Origin of the sequence: Mesorhizobium australafricanum (genome assembly GCF_033977265.1) — a bacterium.
GTDB classification, from domain to species: domain Bacteria; phylum Pseudomonadota; class Alphaproteobacteria; order Rhizobiales; family Rhizobiaceae; genus Mesorhizobium; species Mesorhizobium australafricanum.
Genome location: NZ_JAVIIT010000005.1, coordinates 19,589 through 44,943, shown reverse-complemented (window position 1 = coordinate 44,943; position 25,355 = coordinate 19,589). Strand labels below are relative to the sequence as shown.

Annotated in this window: 31 protein-coding genes, 1 other RNA gene and 1 pseudogene; 15 read left to right on the top strand and 18 right to left on the bottom strand. The window is 63.3% G+C overall.

Translation table 11 applies throughout. From position 1 onward, the window contains the following. Positions 1 to 85: 85 nt before the first annotated feature. Positions 86 to 925, bottom strand: a complete 840-nt coding sequence (locus RFM98_RS11535; RefSeq protein WP_320308989.1) for an AAA family ATPase — start codon at positions 923 to 925, stop codon at positions 86 to 88. Between the two features lie 139 nt (positions 926 to 1,064). On the opposite strand from RFM98_RS11535, the gene ssrS reads away from it, so the two are divergent. The 7 genes from ssrS to RFM98_RS11500 all read left to right on the top strand — a co-directional run bounded on the left by ssrS (position 1,065) and on the right by RFM98_RS11500 (position 4,776). Then, a non-coding RNA gene (ssrS, locus tag RFM98_RS11530) (6S RNA) lies at positions 1,065 to 1,220 on the top strand. Between the two features lie 147 nt (positions 1,221 to 1,367). After that, entirely contained in the window at positions 1,368 to 1,952 is a 585-nt protein-coding gene (locus tag RFM98_RS11525) for a 5-formyltetrahydrofolate cyclo-ligase (RefSeq protein ID WP_320215136.1), read from the top strand. A 144-nt stretch (positions 1,953 to 2,096) separates the two neighbouring features. After that, positions 2,097 to 2,474 (top strand): hypothetical protein, encoded by a 378-nt coding sequence (locus RFM98_RS11520; protein WP_430682294.1) that lies wholly within the window; start codon positions 2,097 to 2,099, stop codon positions 2,472 to 2,474. 46 nt (positions 2,475 to 2,520) lie between these two features. Next, the gene (locus tag RFM98_RS11515; RefSeq protein ID WP_320308987.1) at positions 2,521 to 2,802 is read left to right on the top strand and encodes a BrnT family toxin; all 282 of its coding nucleotides are present in this window, start codon (positions 2,521 to 2,523) and stop codon (positions 2,800 to 2,802) included. Next, positions 2,780 to 3,121, top strand: coding sequence for a helix-turn-helix domain-containing protein (locus tag RFM98_RS11510; RefSeq protein WP_320215133.1), 342 nt, complete (start codon positions 2,780 to 2,782; stop codon positions 3,119 to 3,121). The genes RFM98_RS11515 and RFM98_RS11510 overlap by 23 nt, the downstream gene beginning before the upstream one ends. Then, positions 3,118 to 3,942, top strand: coding sequence for a TIGR00282 family metallophosphoesterase (locus RFM98_RS11505; protein WP_320296411.1), 825 nt, complete (start codon positions 3,118 to 3,120; stop codon positions 3,940 to 3,942). Before RFM98_RS11510 ends, RFM98_RS11505 begins: the two co-directional genes overlap by 4 nt. A 69-nt stretch (positions 3,943 to 4,011) precedes the next feature. Then, positions 4,012 to 4,776 (top strand): TerC family protein, encoded by a 765-nt coding sequence (locus RFM98_RS11500; RefSeq protein ID WP_320308986.1) that lies wholly within the window; start codon positions 4,012 to 4,014, stop codon positions 4,774 to 4,776. Positions 4,777 to 4,871: 95 nt separating this feature from the next. On the opposite strand, the gene RFM98_RS11495 is transcribed toward RFM98_RS11500, so the two are convergent. The 3 genes from RFM98_RS11495 to RFM98_RS11485 form a co-directional block, all read right to left on the bottom strand. Then, entirely contained in the window at positions 4,872 to 5,315 is a 444-nt protein-coding gene (locus RFM98_RS11495) for an SRPBCC family protein (protein ID WP_430682298.1), read from the bottom strand. Positions 5,316 to 5,446: 131 nt separating this feature from the next. Beyond that, positions 5,447 to 5,839, bottom strand: a complete 393-nt coding sequence (locus RFM98_RS11490; RefSeq protein ID WP_320308984.1) for a VOC family protein — start codon at positions 5,837 to 5,839, stop codon at positions 5,447 to 5,449. A 42-nt stretch (positions 5,840 to 5,881) separates the two neighbouring features. Beyond that, the gene (locus RFM98_RS11485) at positions 5,882 to 6,364 is read right to left on the bottom strand and encodes an SRPBCC domain-containing protein (protein WP_320308983.1); all 483 of its coding nucleotides are present in this window, start codon (positions 6,362 to 6,364) and stop codon (positions 5,882 to 5,884) included. 51 nt (positions 6,365 to 6,415) lie between these two features. Between RFM98_RS11485 and RFM98_RS11480 the strand changes: the two genes are divergently transcribed. From RFM98_RS11480 to RFM98_RS11470, 3 genes are all read left to right on the top strand, one after another. Then, entirely contained in the window at positions 6,416 to 6,739 is a 324-nt protein-coding gene (locus tag RFM98_RS11480; RefSeq protein ID WP_320308982.1) for an ArsR/SmtB family transcription factor, read from the top strand. A 294-nt stretch (positions 6,740 to 7,033) separates the two neighbouring features. Then, positions 7,034 to 7,783: a YebC/PmpR family DNA-binding transcriptional regulator gene (locus RFM98_RS11475; RefSeq protein ID WP_320308981.1), complete on the top strand. Its 750-nt coding sequence runs from the start codon at positions 7,034 to 7,036 to the stop codon at positions 7,781 to 7,783. A 32-nt stretch (positions 7,784 to 7,815) separates the two neighbouring features. Next, on the top strand, positions 7,816 to 8,145 hold the full coding sequence (locus RFM98_RS11470; RefSeq protein WP_320308980.1) for an Rdx family protein: 330 nt from the start codon (positions 7,816 to 7,818) through the stop codon (positions 8,143 to 8,145). 33 nt (positions 8,146 to 8,178) lie between these two features. Here the strand turns inward: RFM98_RS11470 and RFM98_RS11465 are convergent, their stop codons facing one another. Continuing rightward, positions 8,179 to 8,655, bottom strand: coding sequence for an anthrone oxygenase family protein (locus tag RFM98_RS11465; RefSeq protein WP_320308979.1), 477 nt, complete (start codon positions 8,653 to 8,655; stop codon positions 8,179 to 8,181). Between the two features lie 125 nt (positions 8,656 to 8,780). Here RFM98_RS11465 and RFM98_RS11460 point away from each other — a divergent pair, with 125 nt between their 5' ends. Next, positions 8,781 to 9,422 (top strand): TetR/AcrR family transcriptional regulator, encoded by a 642-nt coding sequence (locus RFM98_RS11460; protein WP_320308978.1) that lies wholly within the window; start codon positions 8,781 to 8,783, stop codon positions 9,420 to 9,422. Between the two features lie 292 nt (positions 9,423 to 9,714). Here the strand turns inward: RFM98_RS11460 and rpmE are convergent, their stop codons facing one another. Then, positions 9,715 to 9,936 carry a 50S ribosomal protein L31 gene (gene rpmE / locus RFM98_RS11455; RefSeq protein ID WP_027166741.1) on the bottom strand — a complete coding sequence of 74 codons (222 nt, stop codon included), beginning with the start codon at positions 9,934 to 9,936 and terminating at the stop codon, positions 9,715 to 9,717. A gap of 205 nt (positions 9,937 to 10,141) precedes the next feature. Here rpmE and RFM98_RS11450 point away from each other — a divergent pair, with 205 nt between their 5' ends. Next, complete coding sequence (locus tag RFM98_RS11450; protein ID WP_320308977.1) at positions 10,142 to 11,944, top strand: ABC transporter transmembrane domain-containing protein; 1,803 nt, start codon at positions 10,142 to 10,144, stop codon at positions 11,942 to 11,944. Positions 11,945 to 12,382: 438 nt separating this feature from the next. Here the strand turns inward: RFM98_RS11450 and RFM98_RS11445 are convergent, their stop codons facing one another. Beyond that, positions 12,383 to 12,664, bottom strand: a complete 282-nt coding sequence (locus RFM98_RS11445; protein ID WP_320308976.1) for a hypothetical protein — start codon at positions 12,662 to 12,664, stop codon at positions 12,383 to 12,385. A 71-nt stretch (positions 12,665 to 12,735) separates the two neighbouring features. Then, on the bottom strand, positions 12,736 to 14,217 hold the full coding sequence (locus RFM98_RS11440) for a carboxypeptidase M32 (RefSeq protein WP_320308975.1): 1,482 nt from the start codon (positions 14,215 to 14,217) through the stop codon (positions 12,736 to 12,738). A gap of 146 nt (positions 14,218 to 14,363) precedes the next feature. On the opposite strand from RFM98_RS11440, the gene RFM98_RS11435 reads away from it, so the two are divergent. After that, positions 14,364 to 14,717: a DUF1304 domain-containing protein gene (locus tag RFM98_RS11435; RefSeq protein WP_320308974.1), complete on the top strand. Its 354-nt coding sequence runs from the start codon at positions 14,364 to 14,366 to the stop codon at positions 14,715 to 14,717. Between the two features lie 166 nt (positions 14,718 to 14,883). Here the strand turns inward: RFM98_RS11435 and RFM98_RS11430 are convergent, their stop codons facing one another. The 9 genes from RFM98_RS11430 to RFM98_RS11390 all read right to left on the bottom strand — a co-directional run bounded on the left by RFM98_RS11430 (position 14,884) and on the right by RFM98_RS11390 (position 23,213). After that, the gene (locus tag RFM98_RS11430; RefSeq protein ID WP_320308973.1) at positions 14,884 to 15,309 is read right to left on the bottom strand and encodes a hypothetical protein; all 426 of its coding nucleotides are present in this window, start codon (positions 15,307 to 15,309) and stop codon (positions 14,884 to 14,886) included. Positions 15,310 to 15,558: 249 nt separating this feature from the next. Further along, positions 15,559 to 16,587: a peptidoglycan -binding protein gene (locus RFM98_RS11425; protein WP_320215500.1), complete on the bottom strand. Its 1,029-nt coding sequence runs from the start codon at positions 16,585 to 16,587 to the stop codon at positions 15,559 to 15,561. Position 16,588: 1 nt separating this feature from the next. Beyond that, positions 16,589 to 17,611: a MotA/TolQ/ExbB proton channel family protein gene (locus RFM98_RS11420; RefSeq protein ID WP_320308972.1), complete on the bottom strand. Its 1,023-nt coding sequence runs from the start codon at positions 17,609 to 17,611 to the stop codon at positions 16,589 to 16,591. Between the two features lie 187 nt (positions 17,612 to 17,798). After that, on the bottom strand, positions 17,799 to 18,491 hold the full coding sequence (gene trhA / locus RFM98_RS11415) for a PAQR family membrane homeostasis protein TrhA (RefSeq protein WP_320308971.1): 693 nt from the start codon (positions 18,489 to 18,491) through the stop codon (positions 17,799 to 17,801). A gap of 171 nt (positions 18,492 to 18,662) precedes the next feature. Then, entirely contained in the window at positions 18,663 to 19,463 is an 801-nt protein-coding gene (locus tag RFM98_RS11410) for an inositol monophosphatase family protein (RefSeq protein WP_320215504.1), read from the bottom strand. Positions 19,464 to 19,486: 23 nt separating this feature from the next. Next, a complete protein-coding gene (gene efp, locus RFM98_RS11405) occupies positions 19,487 to 20,053 on the bottom strand; it encodes an elongation factor P (RefSeq protein WP_320308970.1) in 567 nt (188 codons plus the stop codon). A 118-nt stretch (positions 20,054 to 20,171) separates the two neighbouring features. Continuing rightward, the gene (locus tag RFM98_RS11400) at positions 20,172 to 21,287 is read right to left on the bottom strand and encodes a tetratricopeptide repeat protein (RefSeq protein WP_320308969.1); all 1,116 of its coding nucleotides are present in this window, start codon (positions 21,285 to 21,287) and stop codon (positions 20,172 to 20,174) included. Between the two features lies 1 nt (position 21,288). Next, entirely contained in the window at positions 21,289 to 21,936 is a 648-nt protein-coding gene (locus RFM98_RS11395) for a thiamine phosphate synthase (RefSeq protein ID WP_320308968.1), read from the bottom strand. Positions 21,937 to 22,115: 179 nt separating this feature from the next. Continuing rightward, positions 22,116 to 23,213: an adenylate/guanylate cyclase domain-containing protein gene (locus tag RFM98_RS11390; RefSeq protein ID WP_320309280.1), complete on the bottom strand. Its 1,098-nt coding sequence runs from the start codon at positions 23,211 to 23,213 to the stop codon at positions 22,116 to 22,118. Positions 23,214 to 23,376: 163 nt separating this feature from the next. Here RFM98_RS11390 and RFM98_RS11385 point away from each other — a divergent pair, with 163 nt between their 5' ends. After that, positions 23,377 to 23,811 (top strand): SRPBCC family protein, encoded by a 435-nt coding sequence (locus RFM98_RS11385; RefSeq protein ID WP_320308967.1) that lies wholly within the window; start codon positions 23,377 to 23,379, stop codon positions 23,809 to 23,811. 138 nt (positions 23,812 to 23,949) lie between these two features. On the opposite strand, the gene RFM98_RS11380 is transcribed toward RFM98_RS11385, so the two are convergent. Then, positions 23,950 to 24,408 carry a GNAT family N-acetyltransferase gene (locus RFM98_RS11380; RefSeq protein ID WP_320308966.1) on the bottom strand — a complete coding sequence of 153 codons (459 nt, stop codon included), beginning with the start codon at positions 24,406 to 24,408 and terminating at the stop codon, positions 23,950 to 23,952. A gap of 164 nt (positions 24,409 to 24,572) precedes the next feature. On the opposite strand from RFM98_RS11380, the pseudogene RFM98_RS11375 reads away from it, so the two are divergent. Then, positions 24,573 to 25,344 (top strand): annotated as a pseudogene (locus RFM98_RS11375) (sulfite exporter TauE/SafE family protein). Positions 25,345 to 25,355: the final 11 nt, after the last annotated feature.

Here is a 25,355-nt window from a genome sequence, read left to right as displayed (position 1 = left end):
ACGGGCTGAAGCGCGACGCGCTTTAGCCCTTAGTTTTGTGCATGTCGTTGTCCCAAAACCGCTCCGCACTTCAGGGCGACATGCGCTATTGCTGCCGTCTCGCCATGAAGGCCAGCCGCTCGAACAGGTGCACGTCCTGCTCGTTCTTCAGCAGCGCGCCATGCAATTTGGGCAGCATGTTCTTCGGGTCGGCGCGCAGGTCCTCAGGCGCAATGTCGTCGGCGACCAAAAGGCGGATCCAGTCGAGCGCTTCGGAGGTCGACGGCTTCTTCTTCAGGCCCGGCACCTCGCGGATCTCGTAGAACTGGGTGAGTGCCGCCCGCACCAGGTTCTGCTTGATGCCGGGATAATGCACCTCGACGATGCGGTGCAGCGTGTCGATGTCGGGGAAGCGGATATAGTGGAAGAAGCAGCGGCGCAGGAAGGCGTCCGGCAGTTCCTTCTCATTGTTCGAGGTGATGATGACGATCGGCCGGAATTCGGCGCGGATCGTCTCGCCGGTTTCGTAGACGAAGAACTCCATCCGATCGAGTTCCTGGAGAAGGTCGTTGGGAAACTCGATGTCGGCCTTGTCGATCTCGTCGATCAAAAGCACGACTTTCTTCTGCGCCGCGAAGGCGTCCCACAGCTTGCCGCGCTTGATGTAGTTGGCGATGTCGTTGAAGCGCTCGTCGCCGAGCTGGCTGTCGCGCAGCCGCGAGACGGCGTCATACTCGTAGAGGCCCTGCTGCGCCCTGGTGGTCGACTTGACGTTCCATTCGATGAACTCCAGCCCGAGTGCCGAGGCCACCTGGCGGGCAAGCTCGGTCTTGCCGGTGCCGGGCTCCCCCTTGACCAGCAAGGGCCGCTCCAGCGCGATGGCGGCGTTGACCGCGACCATCAGATCCTTGTCCGCGACATAGGCCGCTGTGCCTTCAAAACGCATCTTTTCTCCTGTCCGTGCGGCCGGACCGTAAGGAGCCGTGCGCATGCGCGCAAGGCCGAGATATCGAGAGTGAGAATAACGTCAGCCGCGATGCCGGTATCTCTGGCGCTCGGCTAACCATCGGCCTATATTTGCTGTCGGCGGTCTGCGCTTCCCGGCAGGAGACACTTTTCCCCGGGGCCTTATCGATCCTTAGGGAGCTGTCCCTGGGAAGACCCGTGGGTTTTCTCACACGGCGCCCACCTACTTTGTAGGCACCCGGGATCGACCTCTCCACCGGTTGTGTGGATCGTCACTTCTCCCAATTTTGGGAGACTTGCACCTACCCTCCGTTTTGACGCGATTCCGGACGGAAAACCGCTGTGCACTTTTCCTGGAATTGCGCTAGGAAACGTCGTTCCTGCGACTCCATCCAATATCCGGCCTTTTCTAGCGTCACAGCATGTCACCTTCCAAAGATCTGAAAAAACAACTTCGCAAGGAAGCGCTGGCGCGACGTGATGCGCTCGACGAATTCTGGCGCGTGGAAATCGCGCTCGAAATGGCCGAGACCGCCAAGGAAAAAATCGACTTCGAACCCGGCCGCGTCGTCTCCGGCTTCTGGCCGATGCGCTCGGAGGTCGATGTGCGGCCGCTGATGTTCGCGCTGCGCGAGAAGGGCGCCAGGCTCTGCCTGCCGGCGATCCTCGACAAGACCACGATCGTCTTTCGCGAGCTGGTGCGCGGCGCGCCCATGGTTGAGATGGGGTTCGGCACTGTCGGGCCGCATCCCGAGGCGGAAGTGCTCGATCCCACGCTGATGCTGGTGCCGCTTGCCGCCTTCGACGGCCGGGGCCATCGCATCGGCTATGGCGCCGGCTATTACGACCGCGCCATCGCCAAGCTTGCCGACAAGGGCATCACGCCGCGGCTGATCGGCATCGCCTTCGACTGCCAGGAAGTCGAGCGGGTGCCGGAAGAGAACCATGACGTCATCATTACGGAAATACTGACCGAAAGCGGGCTGCGGCGCTTCGATATTGCTTAAACTATCGCCACCCGCTTAACGCGTTTCCAACACACGTCGAATAATGTTCCCGTACAATAGTCCGAGCCGACGGGGGTCTTGGTGTTTGTCCTTGCACGCTATTTGCTGATGCCAGTCGCCCTCATCGCGGCGATACTGTTTTTGATGGCATTGCACATCATAGGAACTGCCCTGCATCACCAGGCCGCCTGGCAGCGAACGGTCGCCACCGTGACGGATGTCAGTCCCTACAGCGAAATGCAGGCGAACGGTCTCAAAACGGACGGCATCAATGTCGCGGTGGCTTACGTCGCTAACGACGCGCCGATGACATGGTCCGGCAGGGGAAAGGATGTCGGTCTCTACAAGGCGGCCAAGGGCGACAGGATAGAATTCTACTACGATCCCGCCGATCCATCGAGTCTCGATACCGCGGCGATGAAGGGCTGGCGTGGCGGATTGTTGATGCTTGCCGTCACCGGCGGGTTCACCGCGTTCTATGTCTGGTTCTTCTGGCTGCGCGGACGCCGCGTCACGGCTTGACGTCTGTGCCCGTGTGACCAATACTACTGAATTCCAGTAGGTCGGCATGCTTGAATTCGAATGGGGCGATGAGAAAGCAGCGAGCAATCTAGCCAAGCACGGCGTGGCATTTTCCGATGCCAAACGCCTGTTCGACGACATTCATGCGCTGCATTATTCGGATCGCTCCATGGAATACGAAGAGGAGCGCTTCATCGGCATCGGTATCGTCAATGGGTTGGTGCTGACGGTGGTTTACACCGAACGCGGGGACCGAATAAGACTGATCTCCGCCAGAAAGGCGACGCGCCATGAGCAGAAAGCATATGACCAAGCACGCCAAGACTGAATCCGGAACCGATTGGAACCGTCTGCGCACCATGAGTGATGCGGATGCGGAAGCCGGGGCTTTGGCGGACAGGGACAATCCTCCGATCAACACGGATCGGCCGGGTATGGCGGCTGTTGCGCGCGTCAAGGTGATCCGCCGGGCTTTGCATCTCACCCAGGAGGAGTTTTCAGTCCGCTATCGCATTCCGCTCGGCACGCTAAGGGACTGGGAGCAAGGCAGAACCGAGCCGGACCAGGCGGCGCAGGCTTATTTGCAGGTTATCGCCAAGGAGCCGGAAACGGTGTCGCGGGCGCTTGGCACGCGTAGCGCCGCATGAGACTCCTCTTCCTCGGCGACATGGTCGGCAAGACGGGACGCACGGCGGTGTGGGAACAGCTGCCAGGGCTGATTTCCGACTTCAAGCTCGATTTCGTCATCGTCAATGGCGAGAATGCCGCCGGCGGTTTCGGCATCACCGAAGAGATCTTTCGCGAGACGCTTGCGGCGGGTGCGGATGTCGTCACCACCGGCAACCATGTCTGGGACCAGCGCGATGCGCTGATCTTCGCGCCGCGCGAGGAGCGCTTCCTGCGGCCTTCCAATTTTCCCAAGGGCACACCGGGACGCGGTTCCGGCGTCTATATCGCCCGCAACGGCGCGCGCGTGCTGGTCGCCAACATCATGGGCCGGGTCTTCATGCATCCCGAGCTCGACGATCCGTTCCAGGCCGGCGAGCGCGAGCTGGCCGCCTGTCCGCTCGGCGAGCAGGCCGATGCGGCCATCGTCGATTTCCATGCCGAGGCGACGTCGGAGAAGATGTGCTTCGCGCATTTCGTCGACGGCCGCGCCAGCCTCGTGGTCGGCACGCATACGCATCAGCCGACCGCCGACCATCAGATCCTCAATGGCGGCACCGCCTATATTTCGGATGCCGGCATGTGCGGCGACTATGATTCCTCGCTTGGCATGGACAAGGAAGAGCCGCTCAACCGCTTCCTGTCGAAAGTGCCGAAGGGCCGCTTCGAAGCAGCGAACGGGCCGGCGACCTTGTGCGGCGTCGGCGTCACTATCTCAGACCGCACCGGGCTTGCCGAAAAAATCGCGCCGTTTCGTCGCGGGCCGCGGCTGGAAGAAACGGCGCCGTCCTTCTGGTCGTGACATTGATATAGGTGTGCAAAGTACCTAATTGCCGGCAACACTGCTCTAGATCGTAGAGGGACGACCTCCATGCAGCTTGTCGAATTCCTGGCGCCGCACTTTCATTTTGTTTCCGATCCGACCGCATGGGTCGCGCTTTTGACCCTGGTGGTGCTCGAGGTCGTGCTCGGCATCGACAATCTGATCTTCATCTCGATCCTGACCAACAAGCTGCCGGAAGCGCAGCGCGTCCGCGCGCGCCGGCTTGGCATCTCGGCCGCGCTGGTCATGCGCCTCATCCTGCTCGCCACGATCTCGATCATCGTGCAACTGACGACGCCGGTGTTCACGGCGTTCGGTCGCGGCTTCTCCTGGCGCGACCAGATCCTGATCGCCGGCGGCCTGTTCCTGGTCTGGAAGGCGACCAAGGAAATCCATCACACGGTCGACCCGCAGGACCATCAGGACACGATGGTGGGCACGCTGCAGATGAGCCTTGCCGGCGCCATCTTCCAGATCCTCGTGCTCGACCTCGTCTTCTCGATCGATTCCATCATCACCGCCGTCGGCATGACCGACGAGATCGCCATCATGTATATCGCGGTGATCGCTGCGGTGAGCGTGATGATGCTGGCGGCGACACCGCTCGCCAATTTCATCGCCAAGAACCCCAGCATCGTCATGCTGGCGCTGGGCTTCCTGCTGATGATCGGCATGACGCTGATCGCCGACGGCATGGGCTATCATGTGCCCAAGGGCTACATCTACGCCGCCATGGGTTTTTCGGCCCTGGTGGAGAGCCTCAACATGCTGGCGCGGAACCGCAAGAAACAGGGATCGGGCGGCGGGCATTGAGGCTCGCACACCTTCGTCCATACATGACGATGCGATAGGCGTTTCGGCCATTCGCCAAAGCATCTGCCAACGCAAACACCGCCCGACCTGGTGACCTAATCGCTCGTGGCCCCAGCCGAAATGCCCTTCGGGTGGCGGTCGCCGATCAGGCCGAGCGTCAGGCCCTGTTCCAGCCATGCCTTGGCGCCGGCCAAAACCAGCGCAAAGCCGCCGGTGGATTCGACTGCCTGCTTTACCTGCTCGTCGCCGGAACCGGCGAAGCCGAAATTGCGCACTTCGAGGAAAGTGGTGTCGTCCGGCAATTCGGTGAACGACCATTCGACGGTGGTCGGCGGGTCGCTCCACTGCATGACGATCTTTTCGTTGGGAACGATCTGGCTGACCTCGACCTTGGTCGAGACGCCATACATGCGCCACTCCCACTCGACCGGCTTGCCTTCATCCAGCCGGCCGCTGGAATGCGTGAACCAGAATTTCGTGGTGATTGCCGGATCGACGATCGCCTCGAAGACTTCAGCGACCGGCCGCCGGATCAGCATGGCGGTCTCGGCGGTGGGAGCTTGTTTAAGTTCCACGGTAATCCTCCTCAATTGCCGAGTTGCTATAGGCATGTGTGGTCATGCAATTCCGGGCGGATAAACGCTGCGCGTTTTTCCTGGAATTGCACTGTTCACGGCAGGTTGATCTGCCAGGAGACGCCGAAGCGGTCGTTGAGCCAGGCGAAACGCTGGCTGAAGCCGTAGTTGCCGGGCGGCATCAGGAAGCCGCCGTCCTTGGAAAGAACGTCGACGATCCGCTCCAGTTCCTCCCCGGAAGTGCAGTCGACGAAGAAGGAGATGGACGGCGTGAAGGTGAAGGCGTGGTGCACGGGGCTGTTGTAGATCCTGACCTCGACGCTGCCGATCGAGGCCCGCGCCAATTTGAGTGTTCCCTCCGCTCCGTCCTCGCCTGGGCCGTAGCGCGTGACGTCGATGACCCGGCTCCCCGGGATGGTCTCGCAATAGAGGGTCATGGCCTCTTCGGCCTTTCCCTCAAACATCAGGAACGGCGTTGCTTTCGTCATCGGGCGGCCTCCGTTTCTTGAAACTGGACTGAAGATATCGGCTCAGACGTTATTCTCGTTGGCCGGCTCGCCCCGCAGCTCGCTGCGGTAATAGCCGTCGCGCAGGTTGATGCCATATTCGAGATAGGCCTTCATGCAGGCCAGCATCTGCGACCAGCCTTCGCAGTTGAGGTAGGATTTTTTCAGGCCGACCTCGCCTTCGGGCCAGCCGGCCTCGGCGATGGTGACGAAGGTGCCGCCGTCCTCCAGCGGTTCGAAATTCATCTCTATGCGGGTCTTGTAGGTGGGCCTGCCGTCCACGTCGGTCGCGTCCCAGCGCAGCACGATGCGCTTGTCCTTGGTCACTTCGTCGACCTCGACCGGCACCATCTTCCACCAGGTTACGGTGGTGCCCGCGACCAGCGGCGCCGAAGCGCCGCCGATGGTGGTGAAATAGCCGCTGAGCTTCGTCGGATTGACGACGGCGTCGAAGACTTCGGCGACCGGTTTGCCGATGCGTCCGGAAATCCTGAATCCAAGCGACATATCCACAGCTCCTTCCTTGCTCGTCAGGACGATATGTTATAGAAACATAACATGTCAAGACAAACTGCGGACGATCATGTTTTCAAGGCCTTGGCGCATCCGCGCCGGCGTGAATTGCTGGATCGCCTGAAGGATCAGCCGCAGACCACCGGCGCGCTTTGCGAGTCCTTTCCGGACATGGACCGCTGCACGGTGATGATGCATCTGAAAGTGCTGCAGGAGGCCGACCTGGTGGTTGCGAAGCGCGAGGGGCGTGAGCGCTGGAACCATCTCAATGCCTTGCCGATCCGGCAGATCCACGATCGCTGGATCAGCCAGTATGCCGGCCATGCGATCAGCATTCTCGACCGGCTGAAGTCGGATCTGGAGAGATGAGCGATCCTCTTCGGCGCTCTAAGCTCTTGTTCTTGCGCAAATCCGAACGGAAGGCTACGGCGAAGGCGCCGAGCCCAACCGCTACGCACTTTTCCTGGAATTGCTCTGGACGCCACGGCGCGGCTGGACGAATTGAGCCGATTTATCTATAAGCCGGCCATTCCGACAAAGAGCGCCGCGTGCCTTCGCAGGCATGCACGAGACGTTCTGAGAATTTGAATTCGAGCATTTTGCGGAAGACAAGGTGATGCCACCTCGCTTCGGGATGCTCTAGCCGAACACGACAGGGGTGCCATGGCTGGCCATTCGCAGTTTAAGAACATCATGCACCGCAAGGGCCGCCAGGACGCGGTGCGATCGAAAATGTTTTCCAAGCTGGCGCGCGAAATCACCGTCGCCGCCAAGAGCGGGACGCCCGATGTATCGATGAACCCGCGCCTGCGCCTTGCCGTGCAGAACGCCAAGGCCGTATCGATGCCGAAGGACAACATCCAGCGCGCCATCAACAAGGCGTCCGCGGGCGATGGTGAAAACTACGAAGCTGTGCGCTACGAGGGCTATGGCCCCGGCGGCGTGGCGCTGATCGTCGAGGCGCTGACCGACAACCGCAACCGCTCGGCCTCCAATGTGCGGGCCGCCTTCACCAAGGCTGGAGGGGCGCTCGGCGAAACCGGCTCGGTGTCGTTCATGTGGAACCGCGCCGGCGAAATCTATTACCCGGCCTCGGCCGGCAGCGCGGACAAGGTGATGGAAGCCGCAATCGAGGCCGGCGCCGATGACGTCGAGTCCGATGAGGAGGGCCACACCATCTATTGCGGCTTCGAAAATCTCGGTGAAGTGTCGAAGTCGCTCGAAACCGCGCTCGGCGAGGCGGAATCGGTCAAGCCGATCTGGCAGCCGCAGAACAACGTCCCGGTCGACGAAGAGCGGGCGCAGTCGCTGATGAAGCTGGTCGCCACCCTCGAGGACGATGACGACGTGCAGAGCGTCTACGCCAATTTCGAGGTCGACGACGAGACCATGGCGAAGCTCAGCGCGGCCTGACCGGTGAGGATATGAGCGGAGCTCAATCCGATATGAGCGGAGCTCAATCTGGCATCGGCGAGAAGCCGCTTCCCGCCATCCGCATCACCTACTGCACGCAATGCCAGTGGCTGTTGCGTGCAGGCTGGATGGCGCAGGAGCTCTTGTCCACCTTCGGCACCGATCTCGGCGGGGTGACGCTGGTGCCTGGCACCGGCGGCATCTTCACCATCTCCTGCGACGGCCTGCTTATCTGGGACCGCAAGCGTGACGGCGGCTTTCCTGATGCGGCAAAGCTCAAGCAGCTGGTCCGCGACGTGATCGACCCGGACCGCGATCTGGGACACTCCGATCGAAAGTCTCATAAAAAGGACCCCGCCTGAGGGAGGTCCTTTGCGTTCGCGAACTGCTTATCCTCAGATCAATGCCATGATGAAGCAGGCCATCGCCACGATTGCGGTGATGGTCCGCACATGGTTCCACATCACCCACTCGCTCAGATAGTTCGTCCACACGGCGGCGCCGTTGGCGCTTGCCGGATCGACGGCGGCCAGCGCGTCGTTGAGCGGGACGTTGAAGACCATGGTCACGATCGGGTTGCCGATCAGATAGATCACGGCGCCGGCGAGCAGCCAGTAGGAACCTGGCTGGCTCCAGCCGAAGAGAGCTGCGGCGATGAGCACGAGGCAGATGAGGCCGGTGCCGAATAGCGCCGTCATGAAGGTCGGCGTGATCACCGTAATGCTGATCGAGTTCATGGCCGCGATGCCGCTCGGGACGGGCAGCCGGGCGAGCGCGGCCATGACGAAATTGGAAAAGGCGAAGAACACGCCGCCGACGATGCCGGAGCCGATCGCGGCGATGAAGGTGAGGGTGGGAAGAAGTTTCATCATCTCAGTTGCTCCAGATGCCGGTTTCGGTGATTCAGAATGTGAGGGTTTATCACATTTGCAAAACGTGATAAACCCTCGTATTTTTCGAGTCAAGCAAGTTTTCGAAGAATCGGCCGGAGAGAGCCATGGATGAAAAAGTCGCCGCGAAGCCGGACCAGGCCGCCATTGCTTCGCCGCGCCGCTCGCCGAGCCAGCAGCGGAGCCGCGAGCGGGTCGAGCGCATGCTTGCGGCCGCCTCGGCGCTGATTGCCGAGCAGGGCAGCGATGCCATGCGCATGGGCGAGGTGGCGGAACGGGCAGGGGTGTCGATCGGCTCGCTCTACCAGTTCTTCCCGGACAAGCGGGCGATCGTCTGGGCGCTAGCCGAGCGTTACACGGCCGAAAGCCAGGCCTGCATTGCGGCGGCGCTGAAGGATGTCGGCGACGCCGAAGGTCTGAGGCGAGCGTTTTCGGAGTTGGTCGATATCTATTACCGGCTGTTCCTCGCTGAACCGGTGATGCGCGACATCTGGTCGGGCACGCAGGCCGACAAGGCGCTGCGCGAACTCGAGCTGGCCGACAGCCGGGCGAATGCCGAGTTCCTGGTCGCGGTGCTGAAGCGGCTGCGGCCGGCCGCCGACCCGGTCCAACTGGAGACGACGGCGTTTCTCGTCTGGCAGATGGGCGAGGCCGCCATGCGGCTGGCGATCTCCGTCGATCGCGAAGAGGGCGGTAGGTTGGTCGAAGCTTACAAACGCATGGCGCTGAGGGAACTGGTGGGGGAGTAGTGGCTATGGCGATTGACGAAATCGCCGGCGGGAGCGCCCCTCGCCCCGTCACTATACGGGGAGAGGCTGCCGGCAGGCAGGTGAGGGGCGGCGCCGGCCTATGAAATTAGACGCCTTAAAAAGTGCACTGTCAGCGAATTCGAGTTCTTTAGCCAATCGTGCAGGCTGGCGCTGCCCCTCATCCGCCCTTCGGGCACCTTCTCCCCGCAAAAACGGGGAGAAGGAAGGAATGCGCCCAACAAAAAAACCCGCCTCGAAGGCGGGTTTTTCAAATCCTGCGGGCGTATCCGGCTTAGAGGCCGAAACCCTCGAAACGCTTCTTGAACTTCGACAGGCGGCCGCCGCGGTCGAGCAGGGTCTGCTGGCCGCCGGTCCAGGCCGGGTGCGTGGTCGGGTCGATGTCGAGGTTCATCGTGTCGCCTTCCTTGCCCCAGGTCGAACGGGTCTGGTATTCGGTGCCATCGGTCATGACGACCTTGATGGTGTGGTAGTCGGGATGGATATCGGCCTTCATTGTCGTGTTTCCTGGCTGCCGGCGCTGGTGACGGGCCTAAGGCCTGCGTCGATGCGCCCCTTTTTAAAACTCGAAGCCGCAGCTAATGGAAAGCCACGGCTTCTAAAACGGTCGGCGAGCCTATACATCAGCCGGAATTGAATCACAAGGCCGTGGCTCGCGCATATTGAAGCGCAGCAAAGCCAAGCGGCCAGAGGGAACGCCCATGGCGGATATCGGTGTCAGTGCAGGCGAGCGCAGGCGCTCGGTCCGGCCGCTCAGAAGCCTTTTTCCCTATGTATTCCGCTACCGGAAGCTCGTCATCGGCGCCATCATCTCGCTGATCGTGGCGGCGGTGACCACGCTGGCTTTGCCGATGGCCGTGCGGCGCATGATCGACCACGGTTTCCAGGCGGCGGGCTCCAGCTTCATCGCGGAGTATTTCGCGGCACTGGTCCTGATGGCGGCTTTGCTGGCGGCCGCCTCGGCCAGCCGCTACTATTTCGTCATCACGCTTGGCGAGCGCGTCGTCGCCGACATCCGCCGCGACGTTTTCTCCCATGTCACGACGCTGTCGCCGGCGTTTTTCGATCGCTCGCATTCGGGCGAGATCGTGTCGCGGCTGGCCGCCGATACCACGCAGGTGAAGTCGGCGGTCGGCGCCACCGCCTCGGTCGCGCTGCGCAATGTCATCCTCGGCCTCGGCGCGGTGGCGATGATGGTCGTCACCAGCCCGAAGCTTTCGAGCCTGGTGATCGCGGCCATCCCGTTGATCGTGCTGCCACTGGTCGCCTTCGGCCGCTCGGTGCGGCGCAAGTCTCGGCAAGCGCAGGATACGCTTGCCGAAGCCACTGCCTATGCCAGCGAGCAGATCGGCGCGGTGCGCACGCTGCAGGCCTTCACCAACGAGAAGCTGGTCACCGGCCGCTTCGCAGGCGCCGTCGACGCTGCCTTCGAAGCGGCGCGGGCCTCGGTGTTCGCACGCTCGTTCCTCACCTTCTTCGCCATCTTCATGATCTTTTCCTCGGTGGTCGCGGTGCTGTGGTTCGGCTCGCGCGACGTGCTTGCCGGGACGCTGTCGGCAGGCACGCTCAGCCAGTTCCTGCTCTATTCGGTGTTTGCCGCCGGCGCGCTCGGCGCGCTGTCTGAGGTGTGGAGCGAGCTGTCGCAGGCGGCGGGCGCCGCCGAGCGGCTGACGGAGATCCTGGCCGAGACGCCGGCGATCCAGTCGCCTGCCGATCCGCTTCCCTTGCCGGCCATCGCCAAGGGCGCGATCAGCTTCGACGACGTCTCCTTCTCCTATCCGGCGCGGCCGGACCGCGCCGCCGTGCATGGCCTGAGCTTCCAGGTGAAGCCCGGCGAGACGGTGGCGATCGTCGGGCCTTCGGGCGCCGGCAAGAGCACCGTCTTCTCGCTGATCCTGCGTTTCTACGATCCCGAGACCGGCCGCATCGTCATCGACGGGGTCGACGTGCGCGAGGCCGATCCGGCGGCTGTGCGCCAACGCATCGCGATCGTGCCGCAGGACGTCACCATCTTCGCCGCCAGCGTCCGCGACAATATCGGCTTCGGCCGGCAGGGCGCCAGCGATGCCGACATCGAGGCCGCGGCCAAGGCCGCCCTTGCCGACGAGTTCATCGCCAGGCTCGACAAGGGCTATGACAGCCAGGTCGGCGAGCGCGGCGTGACGCTGTCCGGCGGCCAGCGCCAGCGCATCGCGATTGCCCGCGCCATCCTGCGCGACGCGCCGATCCTCTTGCTCGACGAAGCGACCTCGGCGCTCGATGCCGAAAGCGAGACGCTGGTGCAAACGGCGCTGGAGCGGCTGATGCGCGGCCGCACCACCATCGTCATCGCCCACCGGCTGGCGACGGTGCTCAAGGCCGACCGCATCCTCGTCATGGAAGGCGGACGCATCGTCGAGGAAGGCACGCATCAGAGCCTGGTCGCCACGGGCGGCATTTACGCGCGGCTTGCCAAGCTGCAGTTCGAGACGGGGGCCGGCGCCTTCAGGGGCGCGGCGGAGTGAAGGGGAGATCAGCTGGGTTGCCAATCCGCCAGCAGCACAACACTGCCAAACTGCCCAGCCTTTGGCGATGTGGCGCTGGTCGGCGGTGACAAAAGTGCCGCCACGTTCAAGCGCCATCGCATGATAGATACTGTCGAATAGAGTAGGATAACCGTTTCCGGGTGTGGTTGACGTTGCGATTTTCTCGGCCGTTGCCAAATCCCGCGTGGTGGGTTCTTCGATCACCAGCCCCAGTTCTCGAAATTGATCGAAAAGCTGGCCTACCGTAGCGAGCGGCAATTCGACATGCAGGGCGGCTGAAAGAGCTTCATACAGAACTATCGATGGAGCGAGAAAGCCTTCTCCCTGATCCAGCATGCGATCGACCAAGTTGCGCGCCGCCTCGCTGCCTTCTTCTTGCTTTGAAAAGCTTCACGAAAATCGACGCATCAACGACGATCATTCCTTGCTGCCCTCGAGCACGTCGAGCGGCCGACCATCCCATTTCATACGTTGGGCACGTAGAAAATCAGTGGTGCTTTCGCCCTGGACACCGGAATTGCGCGGCAATTCATCCAGCATTTTTTTAAGGCGGTTCACGGCAGTCGCGCGCAATGCCTGATCGATTGCCTTTTCCACGAAACGCGACCTTTCGCTTTTCGGCACTTCTTCTTCCAGCCGACTCTTTATGTCCGCTGCGATCGAAAAGGTGGCACGTTCTTTAGAAACTGAAATTCCCACGGTGCGCTCCCGAAATCATACGAAAATGCATGCTCCGAAAGTATGAAAAGCAATTTACGCTTTGTCGGAGTTTATCCGTATCGCCGCCGCAAGTGCTCCGTGAAGTAAGCGGCGTTGAGCTTCTCGCCGGTGGCGCGCTCCAGCAGGTCCGGCGTCGACCAGCGCGAGCCCTGCGACCAGATCCTGTCGCGCCGCCATCCGTTCACGGCGCTGAAATCGCCCTCGGTGAGATCCTCGTCGGCGGACGGATGCTCCCTGGTCAAAGCCGCCCATTGCTGCGCCGCCATCATCGCGCCAAGCGTGTAAGACGGGAAATAACCGAAGGCCGCGCCCGGCCAATGCACGTCCTGCATCGGCCCATCGGCCGGGTTGTCGATGGTCGAGAGTCCGAGATAGTCGTGCATCTTGGCATCCCAGGCCTCCGGCAGGTCGGCGACCTCCAGCCGGCCGGACACGAGCTCCTGCTCGAGTTCGTAGCGCAGGATGACGTGCAGCGGGTAGGTCACCTCGTCGGCGTCGACGCGGATCAGGCCGCGCTCGACATGGTGGACATGCGGCAGGATGTCGTCGAGCGACCAGGCTTCGCCGAGATGCTTCTCGACCACCGGCAGCGCCCAGCGCCAGAAGGCGGGATTACGGCCGATCTGCTTTTCGACGAAAAGGCTCTGGCTCTCATGCACGGCCATGCCGCGCGCCTTGCCGAGCGGCCAATGCGACCAGGCTTTCGGCAGGTTCTGCTCGTAGAGCGCGTGGCCGGTCTCGTGCAGCACGCCCATCAGCGCCGACAGGAAGTCGGACGTCTTGTAGCGGGTGGTGATGCGCACGTCCGTCGGCACGCCGCCGCAGAAGGGATGATGCGATACCGAGAGCGAGCCGTGGGTGAGGTCGAAGCCGACGGCCGCCATCATGGCAAGGCCGAGCTCGCGCTGCCTGTCGACGGCATAGCTGCCCGACAGCGGCTTCAAGGGATGCCTTGCCAGCCGCGCGTCCTGCACGGCCAGCGCATGCGGCAGGAAATCCTTGAGAAAGGCCTTCAGCTCGGTAAACACCGGTGTGATATCGGCGGCGCGGTTGCCGGGATCGTACTGTTCCATCAGTGCGTCATAGGGGGCGAGGCGAAGTGCGTCGGCGCGCAGGGCGGCTTCTTCGCGCACCAGGGTCACGACGCCTTCCAGCGCCGGCAGGAAGCCGGCCCAGTCGTTCTTGGCGCGCAGGTCGCGCCAGAGCTGCTCGGAACGCATGCGCGCCACCGTCTGGCGCTCGACGAATTCGGCCGGCAGGCAGGTGAGGTTGGTGTATTGGCGGCGCAATTCCCTGACTGCCGCCTGCTGCTCCTCGCCGAGCGGCTCGGCTTCGGCGGCCGAAATCCAGTCGCCGATCTCGGGCGCTGTGGCCTGGCGGTGCAGCATGCCGGCAAGCGAGGACATCGCCTCGGCGCGCTTTTCGCCACCGCCGACCGCCATATGCGTCGCTTCGTCGGCGCCGAGGATTGCCAGCGCATGCTCGAGCGCTTCGAGCTTGTGACCGAGTTCGTCGAGTTTTTGGAAGGACATGGGTACACCGGGCTGCGAGTTGGCTGGCGCGAAAAGATACCATGACGCCGAGCTTGGCAACCCTGATCGGCCGGCCCAGCGTCAACCTGTCTTGCCTATGGACGGCAGTGCGTGATCAATGCTGGGACGGATGGTTGGAGGCGACAATGATCGGCAATATCCTGGTCGGGCTGGTGGCGCTGATTCACTGCTACATCGTCTATCTGGAGATGGTGCTGTGGGACACGCCAAGCGGCCACAAGGCATTCAAGCTGACGCCGGAATTCGCCAGTGCCTCGAAGGTACTTGCCGCCAATCAGGGGCTCTATAACGGCTTTCTTGCCGCAGGCCTGATCTGGGGGCTCTATCTTGGCGCCGGCGGGTCTCAGATCAGGATGTTCTTCCTGCTGTGCGTCACTATTGCCGGCCTCTACGGTGCCGCGACCGTCGGCCGCAAGATACTCTTCATACAGACGGTGCCGGCGGTGCTCGCCATCGTCGTGCTCTGGCTCGGCCTTTGAGCCAAAAAGGACGCCCTCGGGACGGAGGTCCCGTGGGCGCCAGGTAGTCCCTTCCTCTAAAGCGCGTCGCGCTGAACCGGATTCAGGCGACGCGCTTTAAGTCTTTGTTTTGATGCATGTCGTTGTCCCCGAACCGCTGCACACTTCTGGGCGACATGCATTAGGGTCAACCGTTCGGGTAATTCCCGCCGTCAGAGCCGTCACCTATCATGAAGCCGCTGCCGGTGTCGTTCATCAGCCTCTGGTCGACATTGTCGAGCCTGCGCAGCAGGTCATGGTATTGCGCGGACGATATCCTGCCATGATCCGAAGCGGCGACATGCTGCGCAGCCTGGCTGATATGCGCAGCGCGCATATGAAGTTGCCGCGCTTCCGAGGCCGAGATGCTGTTCGCTTGCCGGGCCTCGGCGATGCCCTGATCCACGCCCTGGATCTGTTCGGTGAGGGTGGTCACGCGGGGGCCGGTGAAATCGGTTGGAGCGGTCGCGTCGAGAAGCCCCTTGTGGTGCCCGGCGGCATAAGCGCCGGTGAGCGGGGCTGCCATCAGTGCGGCAGCCAGAGTTACAGTCTTGAGAGATATTGAAGCGCGCATGACGGCGCATCCTCCTGCCAAGGAAGGAAGCGGTCGCGCCGCGCCTTCCGACGTTCCGGGGCCGTCCAGTTCCGTCGCGTCGCGATGGGAGGCATCGCCGGCGGTCCCCGGCCCCTGCTCGGCAAGCTAGGAGCGTCAATCTGCCATGTGTAATTAAAAAAAGATAATGTTTTCAGGCCTTGCCGCCGGACTTTTGCGTCCTAGTAATGAGCCGGCGAACAATTTCACGTGACTTTGCGTGATCTTGGATCAACGTTCGGTGAGCTTGAGTTCAATGCGGCGGTTCTTGCCGCGCGCCTCGTCGGTATCGGCAGGGTCAAGCGGCTGGAACTCACCGAAACCCGCGGCGACCAGCCGGTTGGCCGGCACGCCGTTCTCGATCAGGAACTTCACCACCGATGTCGCGCGCGCCGTCGACAATTCCCAATTATCGCGATAGCGCCCGGTGCCGGACAGCGGCTTGTTGTCGGTGTGGCCGTCGACGCGCAGCACCCAGCTGATCTCAGGCGGGATTTCCTTCTGCAATTCGATGATGGCGTCGGCGAGCTTCTTCATCTCGACCTTGCCGGCATCGTTGATCTCGTCGGAGCCGGTCGGAAACAACACCTCCGACTGAAAGACGAAGCGGTCGCCGACGATACGGATGTTCTCGCGGTCGGCAAGGATCTCGCGCAGGCGGCCGAAGAAGTCGGAACGGTAGCGGTTGAGTTCCTGGACGCGCTGCGCCAGGGCGACGTTAAGGCGGCGGCCGAGATCCGCGATCTTGGTGTTGGAGTCGTGGTCGCGCTGCTCGGAGACGTTGAGCGCGTCTTCCAGCGCGCCGATCTGCTTGCGAAGTGCGGCGATCTGCTGGTTGAGGATCTCGACCTGGCTCAGCGCCTGCTGGCTGATCTGGCGCTGGTTGCTGAGCTCGCCGGTAAGCTGGTCGGCGCGCTTGTTGGCCGCGTCGCCGGCGCCGGCGCCCTGCGCCAGCAATTGTTCGAGGCGGCTCTTTTCGGCTTCCGTGGCCGACAGCGAAGCCTGCAGGTTGGTGAGCGTATCTTCCTTGTCCTGGCTGTTCGAGCGCTCCAGCGCAAGCAGCTGGGTCAGTTCGTTGATCTGCGAGTTAAGGCGGTTGAGCACCGTGTCCTTGCCGGAGATTTCGCGGCTGAGCAGGAACTGCGCAAGCACGAAGACGGTGAGCAGGAACATGATCGCCAGAAGCAGCGTCGACAGCGCGTCGACGAAACCCGGCCAGTAGTCGATGCGGCGATCGACGCGCCGTCTTGCCAGCGCCACGTCAGTGGACCCCTTGCTTCTTCAGCGCGTCGGCGATCTTTTCCAGCGTGTTGCGCATGGCCTTCTGCTCATCGGACTGGGCCTCGACCCAGTCGCGCATGATCTGCTGCTCGGAGCGCATGTTCTTCACCAGCCCCGAGATGCCGTCGGCAAGGTTGGCCATGGCGGTGGCGACGCGCGGATTGGAGCCGCCGCCATTCTCCTGCAGGCTGCGCAGGCGCTCCGACAGCAGGCGGATGTCCTCGGAGGATTCGGTTGTCTTCGACGTCTCGGAGACGACGATGTCGGACGACAGATCGGTGACCGACGACAGCCAGTTCTCGAGCTCGGTGTAGAAGCGGGTCTGGGCGCGGCCGGCCTGCAGGTCGAGGAAGCCGAGCACCAGCGAGCCGGACAGGCCGAACAGCGAGGACGAGAACGCGGTGCCCATGCCGGCGAGCGGCGCCGACAGGCCCTGCTTCAGCGCATCGAGGACAGCCGCCGCATCGCCGGTGCCAGGGTCCAGCGCCTCGATCGTCTCGCGGATCGAGGCGATGGTGTTGAGCAGGCCCCAGAAGGTGCCGAGCAGGCCGAGGAACACCAGGAGGCCGACCAGATAGCGCGAGGTGTCGCGGCTTTCGTCGAGGCGGGTAGCGATGGAATCGAGCATCGTGCGCATCGAAGAGGTCGAGAAGGCCATCGATGACGAGCGGCCGATCATCGCCTTCATCGGCGCCAAAAGAACCGGCTCGGTGGTTTCGGAGCCGGCGCGGAAGGAATTGACCCAGCGCACCTCGCGGAACAGCCGCCCGACCTGGACGAAGGCAAGCAGGATGCCGATCACCAGCACGCCGACGATCAATCCGTTGAGGCCCGGATTAGAGGAGAAGGCGGTGGAGATCTGACGGGTGAGGATGGCGGCGATGAAAGCGACGATGATCAGGAAGATCACCATGGTGAGCAGGAAGACCTGCGGGCTCGACAGCTTGTGCGGATCATAGACCAGGACGTCCGATCGCCTGCCGAAGGATCTGAGAAAAGCCATCCGTGCCCCGTTTCCGATGCCACCGCCGCAGAATTGCCGCGACTCTAAACGGAATTGTGACCAAATTGAATGGCGCTTGGCAATATGGCCCGCTTAAAGCGCGTCGCGCCAACGCGCTTTAAGCCTTGGTTTCGATGCATGTCGTTCTCCCAAAGCCGCTGCGCGCTTTGGGCGACATGCATTGGGTTCAGAACCGGTTGACGACCAGGCAGTCGACCATGGCGGCCAGGTGCAGGCCGGCGCCGGTGACGACGAAGCCGTGCCAGACGGCATTGTGGAAGCGCAAGCCCTTCCAGGCGAAGAAGATGACACCGCAGGAATAGACGACGCCGCCGGCGATAAGCAGCGCGACCGAGGTTGTCGGCAGCGTCTCGACCAGCGGTCCGGCCAGCACCACGCCGCTCCAGCCGATGGCGAGGTAGAAGACGATGGCCAGCCGGTCGTAGCGGCCGGGCAGGAACATCTTGATGGCGATGCCGGTCGCTGCTGCGCTCCACACGACGACGATCATGGGCAGCGCCAGCGGCGAGTTGTCGAGCTGGGCGAGGAAGGGCGTGTAGGTGGCGGCGATCAGGAGATAGATCGCGGCATGATCGAAGCGCCGCAGGATCCATTTCGCCGGCCACGAGACCGGCCACAGATTATAGGCAAGCGATACCGAGAGCACCGTGAGCAGCGAAACGACATAGAAAACCGCGGCGACATACTCACCTGGCCCGGAGTGGACCGCCGCGAGCGCCAGGAAAGTCGAGCCGGCAGCGATCGCCAGCACGATGCCTACCGCATGGACGATGCCGTCGGCGATCATTTCGGCGCGCGAATAATGCCAGCGCCCCATGAAGGGGATTTCAAGCTTGGTATCTGGCCGCGTGTCGTTCATCAAATGGTCCTGCTACCCTAATCTGGGCTGTTGCAGGTCAGTATTTCAAGATTCGGTTGCGGTTTTGCGACTACCGCGCCGCGCGTCCTTTCGACGCGCGAAGGACGCTGCAGCACTTTGATATGCGCCAGGGGCGCAGCGGTGCGCCGCGCAGTCAACGCGGCTTGCGTGTCAGCGAGAGGACAGCGGCTTCTTCACGGTCTTGAGCAAAGCGCGCTGGATAAGCTCATTGCCGGCAACGACTTCGCCGCTGTCGAGCATGCCCTGTCCGCCATCCATGTCGGAGACGAATCCGCCGGCTTCGCGCACCAAAAGGATGCCGGCGGCGATGTCCCAGGACGACAGGCCTGTTTCCCAGAAACCGTCCATGCGCCCGGCCGCGACATAGGCGAGATCAAGCGCGGCGGAGCCCAGGCGGCGAACGCCGGAGACTTCGGCCATGACATTGCGCAGCTCGATCAGGAAATTGCCGTGCTGGCCGCGACCGAGATGAGGCACGCCGCAGCCGATCACGGTATCGGTCAGCTTGGAGCGCCCGGCAACGCGCAGCCGGCGATCGTTCATGAAGGCGCCGCCGCCGCGCTCGGCCGTATAGAGCTCGTCCATCGCCGGATTGTAGACGACGCCGGCGACGATCTGGCCCTGGCGCTCGAGCGCGATCGACACCGAGAAGATCGGGATGCCGTGCAGGAAGTTGGTGGTGCCGTCGAGCGGATCGACGATCCAGCGGTGCTGGGCGTCCTCGCCTTCGACCGCGCCGCGCTCCTCCATCAGGAAGGCATAGCCCGGCCGCGCCTTCGACAGCTCGGCAAAGACGATCTCTTCCGCCTTGCGGTCGGCCTGGCTGACATAGTCGCCGGGTCCCTTCATCGAGACCTGCAGGTTCTGGACCTCGCCGAAGTCGCGTGACAGCGAGCGGCCGGCCTTCATCGCGGCCTGGACCATGACGTTGAGGAGAGCGGAACGCGCCATTTTTGTTCTTTCTGCTGTTTCTACTAGTCCGCGCGGCGCACGTAAGTGATTTCGTTGGTGTCCACGATGATGCGCTCGCCGGCCGAGATGAAGGGCGGCACCAGCACGCGGATGCCGTTCTCCAGCACCGCCGGCTTGTAGGAAGAGGCCGCCGTCTGGCCCCGCACCACCGGATCGGCCTCGGTGATGGTCAGCGTCACCTGGTCGGGCAGCGAAATGCCGATCGGCCGTTCCTCATAGAGCTGCACCGTCACCATCATGCCGTCCTGCAGGAAGGCGGCGCGGTCGCCGACGAAGTCCTTGGCCAGCTCGAGCTGCTCGTAGCTTTCGGTGTCCATGAACACCAGCGCCTCGCCCTGCTCGTAGAGGAAGGAGAAATCCTTCAGGTCGAGCCGGATCTGCTCGACGGTTTCGGCCGAGCGGAAGCGCTCGTTGAGCTTGGTGCCGTTGATCAGGTTCTTCAACTCGACCTGGTTGTAGGCGCCGCCCTTGCCCGGCTTGACGGTGTTGGTCTTGACCGCCACCCAAAGCCCGCCATCGTGCTCGATGACATAGCCGGGACGGATTTCGTTGCCACTGATCTTGGCCATGATGAACTGATCCGAATGAGATTTTTCTGGCGCGGGCCGCGCTTTGGCGCCTCCAAGACCACAAATTGCCAGGGGAGGCAAGGGAGTGGGTAAGACGGTGCCGCCATGGTGTCGCGTGCTACGGCAGGCGATTTGCCTTTTGCAGCGCCTGCTTGGTCTGGTCGTCGTCGAGGCCTTGCAGGAAATCGTCCATCTGCGGGTCGATCAGTCCGGCGCGGCGGGCGACGATATACCAGGCGCCGGCGAGGATCAGGTCCGGGTCGGTGCCGATGCCGCCCATATAGAGCTTGGCGAGACGGTTCTGGGCGGCGACATTGCCGCCTTCCGCCGCCCGCTTCATCCAGGCAAAGCCCGATTTCAGGTCGCGCCCGCCGCCACGTCCCTCGATCATCCAGGCGGCGAGGTCAATCTGCGCGGTGTCGTAGTTCTGCCTTGCCGCCTGCGCCAGCAGGAGGCGCGCCTGGGCGTCGTCATGCGGCTTGCCGCCGACGCCATTGGCATAGAGCTGCGCCATCGCATATTGCGCGTCGGCAAGGCCGGTGGCGGCCGCGCGCTCGTAATAGACGGCGGCCTTTGCAAGGCCGTCATTGCCCGGATCCTGCTGGACGAGCAACTGCGCGAAGTTGAATTGGGCGAGCCGGTTGCCGGCCTCGGCCGAGGCCTGCATCAGCGCGAAGGCGGCCTTTTCATCCTTCTTCACATAGCGCCCGTCGAGCAATATCAGCGCGTATTGGAACTGCGCCTCCGGCACGCCTTGTTCGGCGGCCAGCGCATACCACTTGCCGGCCTCGGCCGGATTGAGCGGCACCCCCAGCCCGCGCGACAGGATTTCGGCCACCAGCGTCTCGGCCGCCGGATCGCCATTCTTGGCGCGCTCCATGGCGAGGTTGTAGGCGGTCTTGTAGAGCCCGCGCTGGAAAGCGCCATAGGCGGCGTCCGGCTGCTTGGCGCCGAAGCGGTCGGGATTGACAGCATCGGCCGATGGCGGCGTCATCGTGGCCGGCTGCGGCAAGGTGTTTTGGATCGGCTTGTCGATAGGCGCGGCGGCGGGCTTGCCCGCATCCAGCTTGCCTGCATCTGAATTGCCAGCATTTGAATTGCTTATATCCGTTGCGCTCTTGTCCGGCGCGCTCGCGTCCGGCCGGGGTTGCGGCAGCGGGACGGTTTCGGCCGCGATCGCCGCTCCAGCCAGCAAGCCGGCCAGGACAGCCAGAGGAAGCACACGCAAGCGCATGTCAGTCCTCGAAGCGCGGCGCGGTTTCATCGAGCAGCGCGTTGGCGGCGGCGATCGCCGCCCGCGGATCGCGCCCGTCGGCAAACACGGCGCTGGAAAGCGCCACGAACTCGGCGCCGGTCGCGGCCACCGTCTCCACGGAAGCAAGCTCGGAACCGGCCATGACGATGCAAGGGATCGAAATCATCTCCGCCCACCATTCGCCGAGAGCGAGGTTGCGGTGGTGCGGCTCCGGCTTGTTGTCATAGCCGAAGCGGCCGAAGAACATGTAATCGGGCCGCGCTTCGCCGAGTTCCAGTGCCTCGTCGCGCGTCTTGGCGCCGCCGACGCCGACCATCATCTTGCCGGCCAGGCGCTCGATCGTCTCGGCGAGATCCTGGGGCCTCACGTCGACATGGATGCCGTCGGCCTGGACGCGCCCGGCGATGCGGCTGTCGCCGGCGATGATGACCGCGACCCCGGCGGCTTGTGCGATCGGCACGATCCTTTCGGCGAAGGCCTGGAAGGAGGCATCGTCCATGCCGTTGTCGGGCAGGATCAGCGAGGCGACGTCGCCACCCTCGAATGCCGCGCAGATATGCTCAGCCGGTACAAGCGGCGGCGCGATCAGCACGATGCGGCAGCGGTTGGGCGGGGTTGCTTCGTTCATTGGCCTTCGATCCCGGTTTCGCCTATGCCGGGCGAAGATGGTTGCATTGCGGCATAGAGCAAAGCGCCCGGTTTGAACAGGCGGGCGAAGCAGGATCGTTGGGCACCGGGGCCGCCGCGGGCGGCGCCCCTCGGTCTAGTGGGGTTCACCGTTTCATGAAACGCCGAACCGCTTTAGGGTCACCCGACCGGTAGGCCGAAGACGGCGCACGATCTGGCGATTCCGCGCAATTGATGTTCGCCGAGCGGGACCAAAGGCGTTGATACTTCCGCCGCGACAGCCCCCGAGATCAGGACACTCCGTCCAAGCGGCCGGCACAGGCCTTCGAGCCTGCTGACGAGATTTACGGCCGGGCCGATCGCGGTGAAATCCAGCCGGTCAGCTGTGCCGACATTGCCCCACACCATGTCACCCAGATGCAGCGCCATGCCGAACTGCAGTTCGGGCATGCCCTGTCTGGTACGGACCTGATTGAGCTGCGTCATTCCCGCCCGCGCCGCTCCGATCGCGCGCAACGCTGCCTCGCAAGCCCCTGAAGCCGAGCGCTCGCCGACAGGAAAGATCGCCAGCACTCCGTCGCCGATAAATTTCAGCACCTCGCCGCCAAAAGCGTGAACGGCGCCAGCGATGCGGTCGAAGCTGGCGTTAAGCGCCGCCACGACCTGTTCGGCGTCCGTCTCCTCCGACAGGGCGGTAAAGTCGCGCAAATCGCTGTAGAGCAGGACGGCGCGGATCGTCTCACCAACCTCGCGCCGAGAACGGCCGGCCAACACCTGCGCCGCGCTTCGCTGCCCGAGATAGGCCTCGAGCAGGGCCGACAGCGCCGACCTGGCGGCGAGCGCGGCAAGCGGTGCGGCGGCAAAGCGCGCCACCTGGTCCAGTGTGTTCGATTCGTGCTCCGCGAGAGGGCGGGCCGCGACCCAATTCAGTTTTGGATTCTCGGATTGCGCATCCTCACGCTCAGGCCCAACCGTGTTATCGTGCACAACACCGGTTCCCAGTCCCGCCAGCCATTCGCGTCCGAGATCGCCCTCCCAGGCTCCAGGCATCGTGACGGCGCCAAAACCCAGCGCCTCCATGACGACGCCTGTCTCAGCCCGCCACAGCCAGGCGCGGCGTGTTATGATGGGATGCGGCGCGGCGAGCGTCAGGACTCCACCGGCGAGCGGCAGCCCGTCGTCAACCAGCCGCGCGCCGAGCGTAGCCAGAAAATCATCCGGTTGGACGGCGCCGCCGGCGCTGTCGACGAGCCAGGCGAGAGTTGAAGAAAGCCGCATCGACACGATCATGCTTCGGCGTTCCGTTGCTGTCACCAACGCGAATCAACCCAAGGAGATTTTTTGTTGAACGGAAGGGCGATTTAGCGTCGAATCGAAAGCGCTGGTCCGGCGCCGGCTGTCGGGCGAGCGATGTTGCCGCACGCATACCTGGGAGATTTCGATGGCTGAACCCTTGATCGTTCGTCGTGAGGTGCAGATCGCGGCGCCGCCGGCGACGGTCTTCGCCTTCCTGACAGATCCCGACAAGATCGTGCGCTGGATGGGAACGGAGGCAACGGCAGAGGCCAAGCCCGGCGGTCTTTACTTGCTGAATTTGGCGGGAAGAGCCACGGCACGCGGCCAATTCACCGAGGTTGTACCCGTCCACCGCCTTGCCTACAGGTTCGGCTGGGAGGGCAACGACCGGACACCGCCCGGTTCGAGCCTTGTCGAAATCGATCTGGTCGAAGAGTCAGGCGGAACGCGGGTCAAGCTCACCCATAGCGGCCTTGCCGACCGAGAGATTTGCGACAGCCATGAGAAGGGCTGGACGCACTATCTGAGCCGGCTCGCAATCACCGCCGCCGGTGGCGACCCGGGACCGGACAAGATGTAGGGCTGCGGCTGCTGTTGCCGACAGCCAACGGCACCAACCGCTAATGCAGGTCGCCCAGAAGTGCGCAGCGGTTCTGGGACATGCATCAAAACAAAGACTTAAAGCGCGTCGCCTGAATCCGGTTCAGCGCGACGCGCTTTAGAGCTCCAGCTTGTAGCCGATGTGGCTGGCCTTGAAGCCGAGGCGCTCGTAGAAGCGGTGCGCGTCGAGCCGGCTCTTATCGGTCGTCAGTTGGACGACCCGGCAGCCGCGCTCGCGGCATTTATCGATCGCCCATTCGAACAAGCGCTGTCCTAGCCCCTCGCCGCGCCGGCTCGACGCGACGCGCACTGCCTCGATCTGGCCGCGCCGGGCGCCGCGCAGCGACAGTCCGGCGAGGAAGGTGATCTGCAGCGTGCCGATGACATGGTCGCCGTCGGTCATCACCGCGAGCACCTGGTTCGGATCGCTGTCTATGGCCGCGAAGGCGTCCAGATAGGCTTGCGCCAGCGGCAGGCTGGCGTCTTCGCGGGCCTGCCCGAGCGCATCGTCGGCAAGCATCGCGACGATCGCCGGAATGTCCGTTGCGCAGGCTCGGCGAATGCTGATGGCGCTCATTCCCACACCTTAAAGATTGCGAGCCGACCGAATGACGAAGCATTGCAGCACGGCCGCTCGTCGATGCCGGGCGGCAATAGCGGATGCCGGCATTAATGACTTATCCCGACGGCGGTATTCTGCGCTATGGCTGAATTCCCGCCTTCTTCAACCTTCCATTGCCGATGTCAGGCCTGCTCAGCGATCCGTGGGTTCTATGCCGCCGCCATTCCGGCGGTGATCCTTGTCGGCCTGTCGAAAGGCGGCTTCGGCGGCGCTGTCGGCTTCGTCGGCGTGCCGCTGATGGCGCTGACCGTGCCGCCGGTTCAGGCGGCCGCCATCCTGCTGCCGATCCTGTGCCTGATGGACGTTGTTTCGGTGTGGACCTGGTGGGGCGTCTACGACCGCAGGATGCTGGTCGACATGATGCCCGGCGCCGTTATCGGCATTGGCTTGGGCTGGCTGACGGCGGCTCTGGTCACCGAGGGGATGGTGCGGCTGATCGTCGGCGCCGTCGCGCTGGTCTTCGTGCTGCGCTGGCTATACCTGCAGTTCCGCCACGGCGCCGACCATGCGGCGGAGCCGAACCGCATTGCCGCCGCCTTCTGGGGCACGGTCGCCGGGTTCACCAGCTTTGTCGCCCATGTCGGCGGTCCGCCCTTCCAGGTCTATGCGCTGCCGATCCGGCTCGACCCGAAAGTGCTGTCGGGAACGGCGGCGATCTTTTTTGCCGCCACCAATGCGCTGAAGCTCGTCCCCTATTTCGCGCTCGGCCAGTTCGACACCACCAACCTGACCGCCTCGGCGGTGCTGATGCCATTGGCACCGCTGTCGACCATCGCCGGCGCCTGGCTGGTGCGCCGCATGCGGCCGGAAATCTTCTATCCGTTCACCTACGCGACGGTTGCGGTGGTGGCGGTCAAGCTGCTGTGGGACGGCATTATCGGTCTCATGTGAGGGTGGCTACC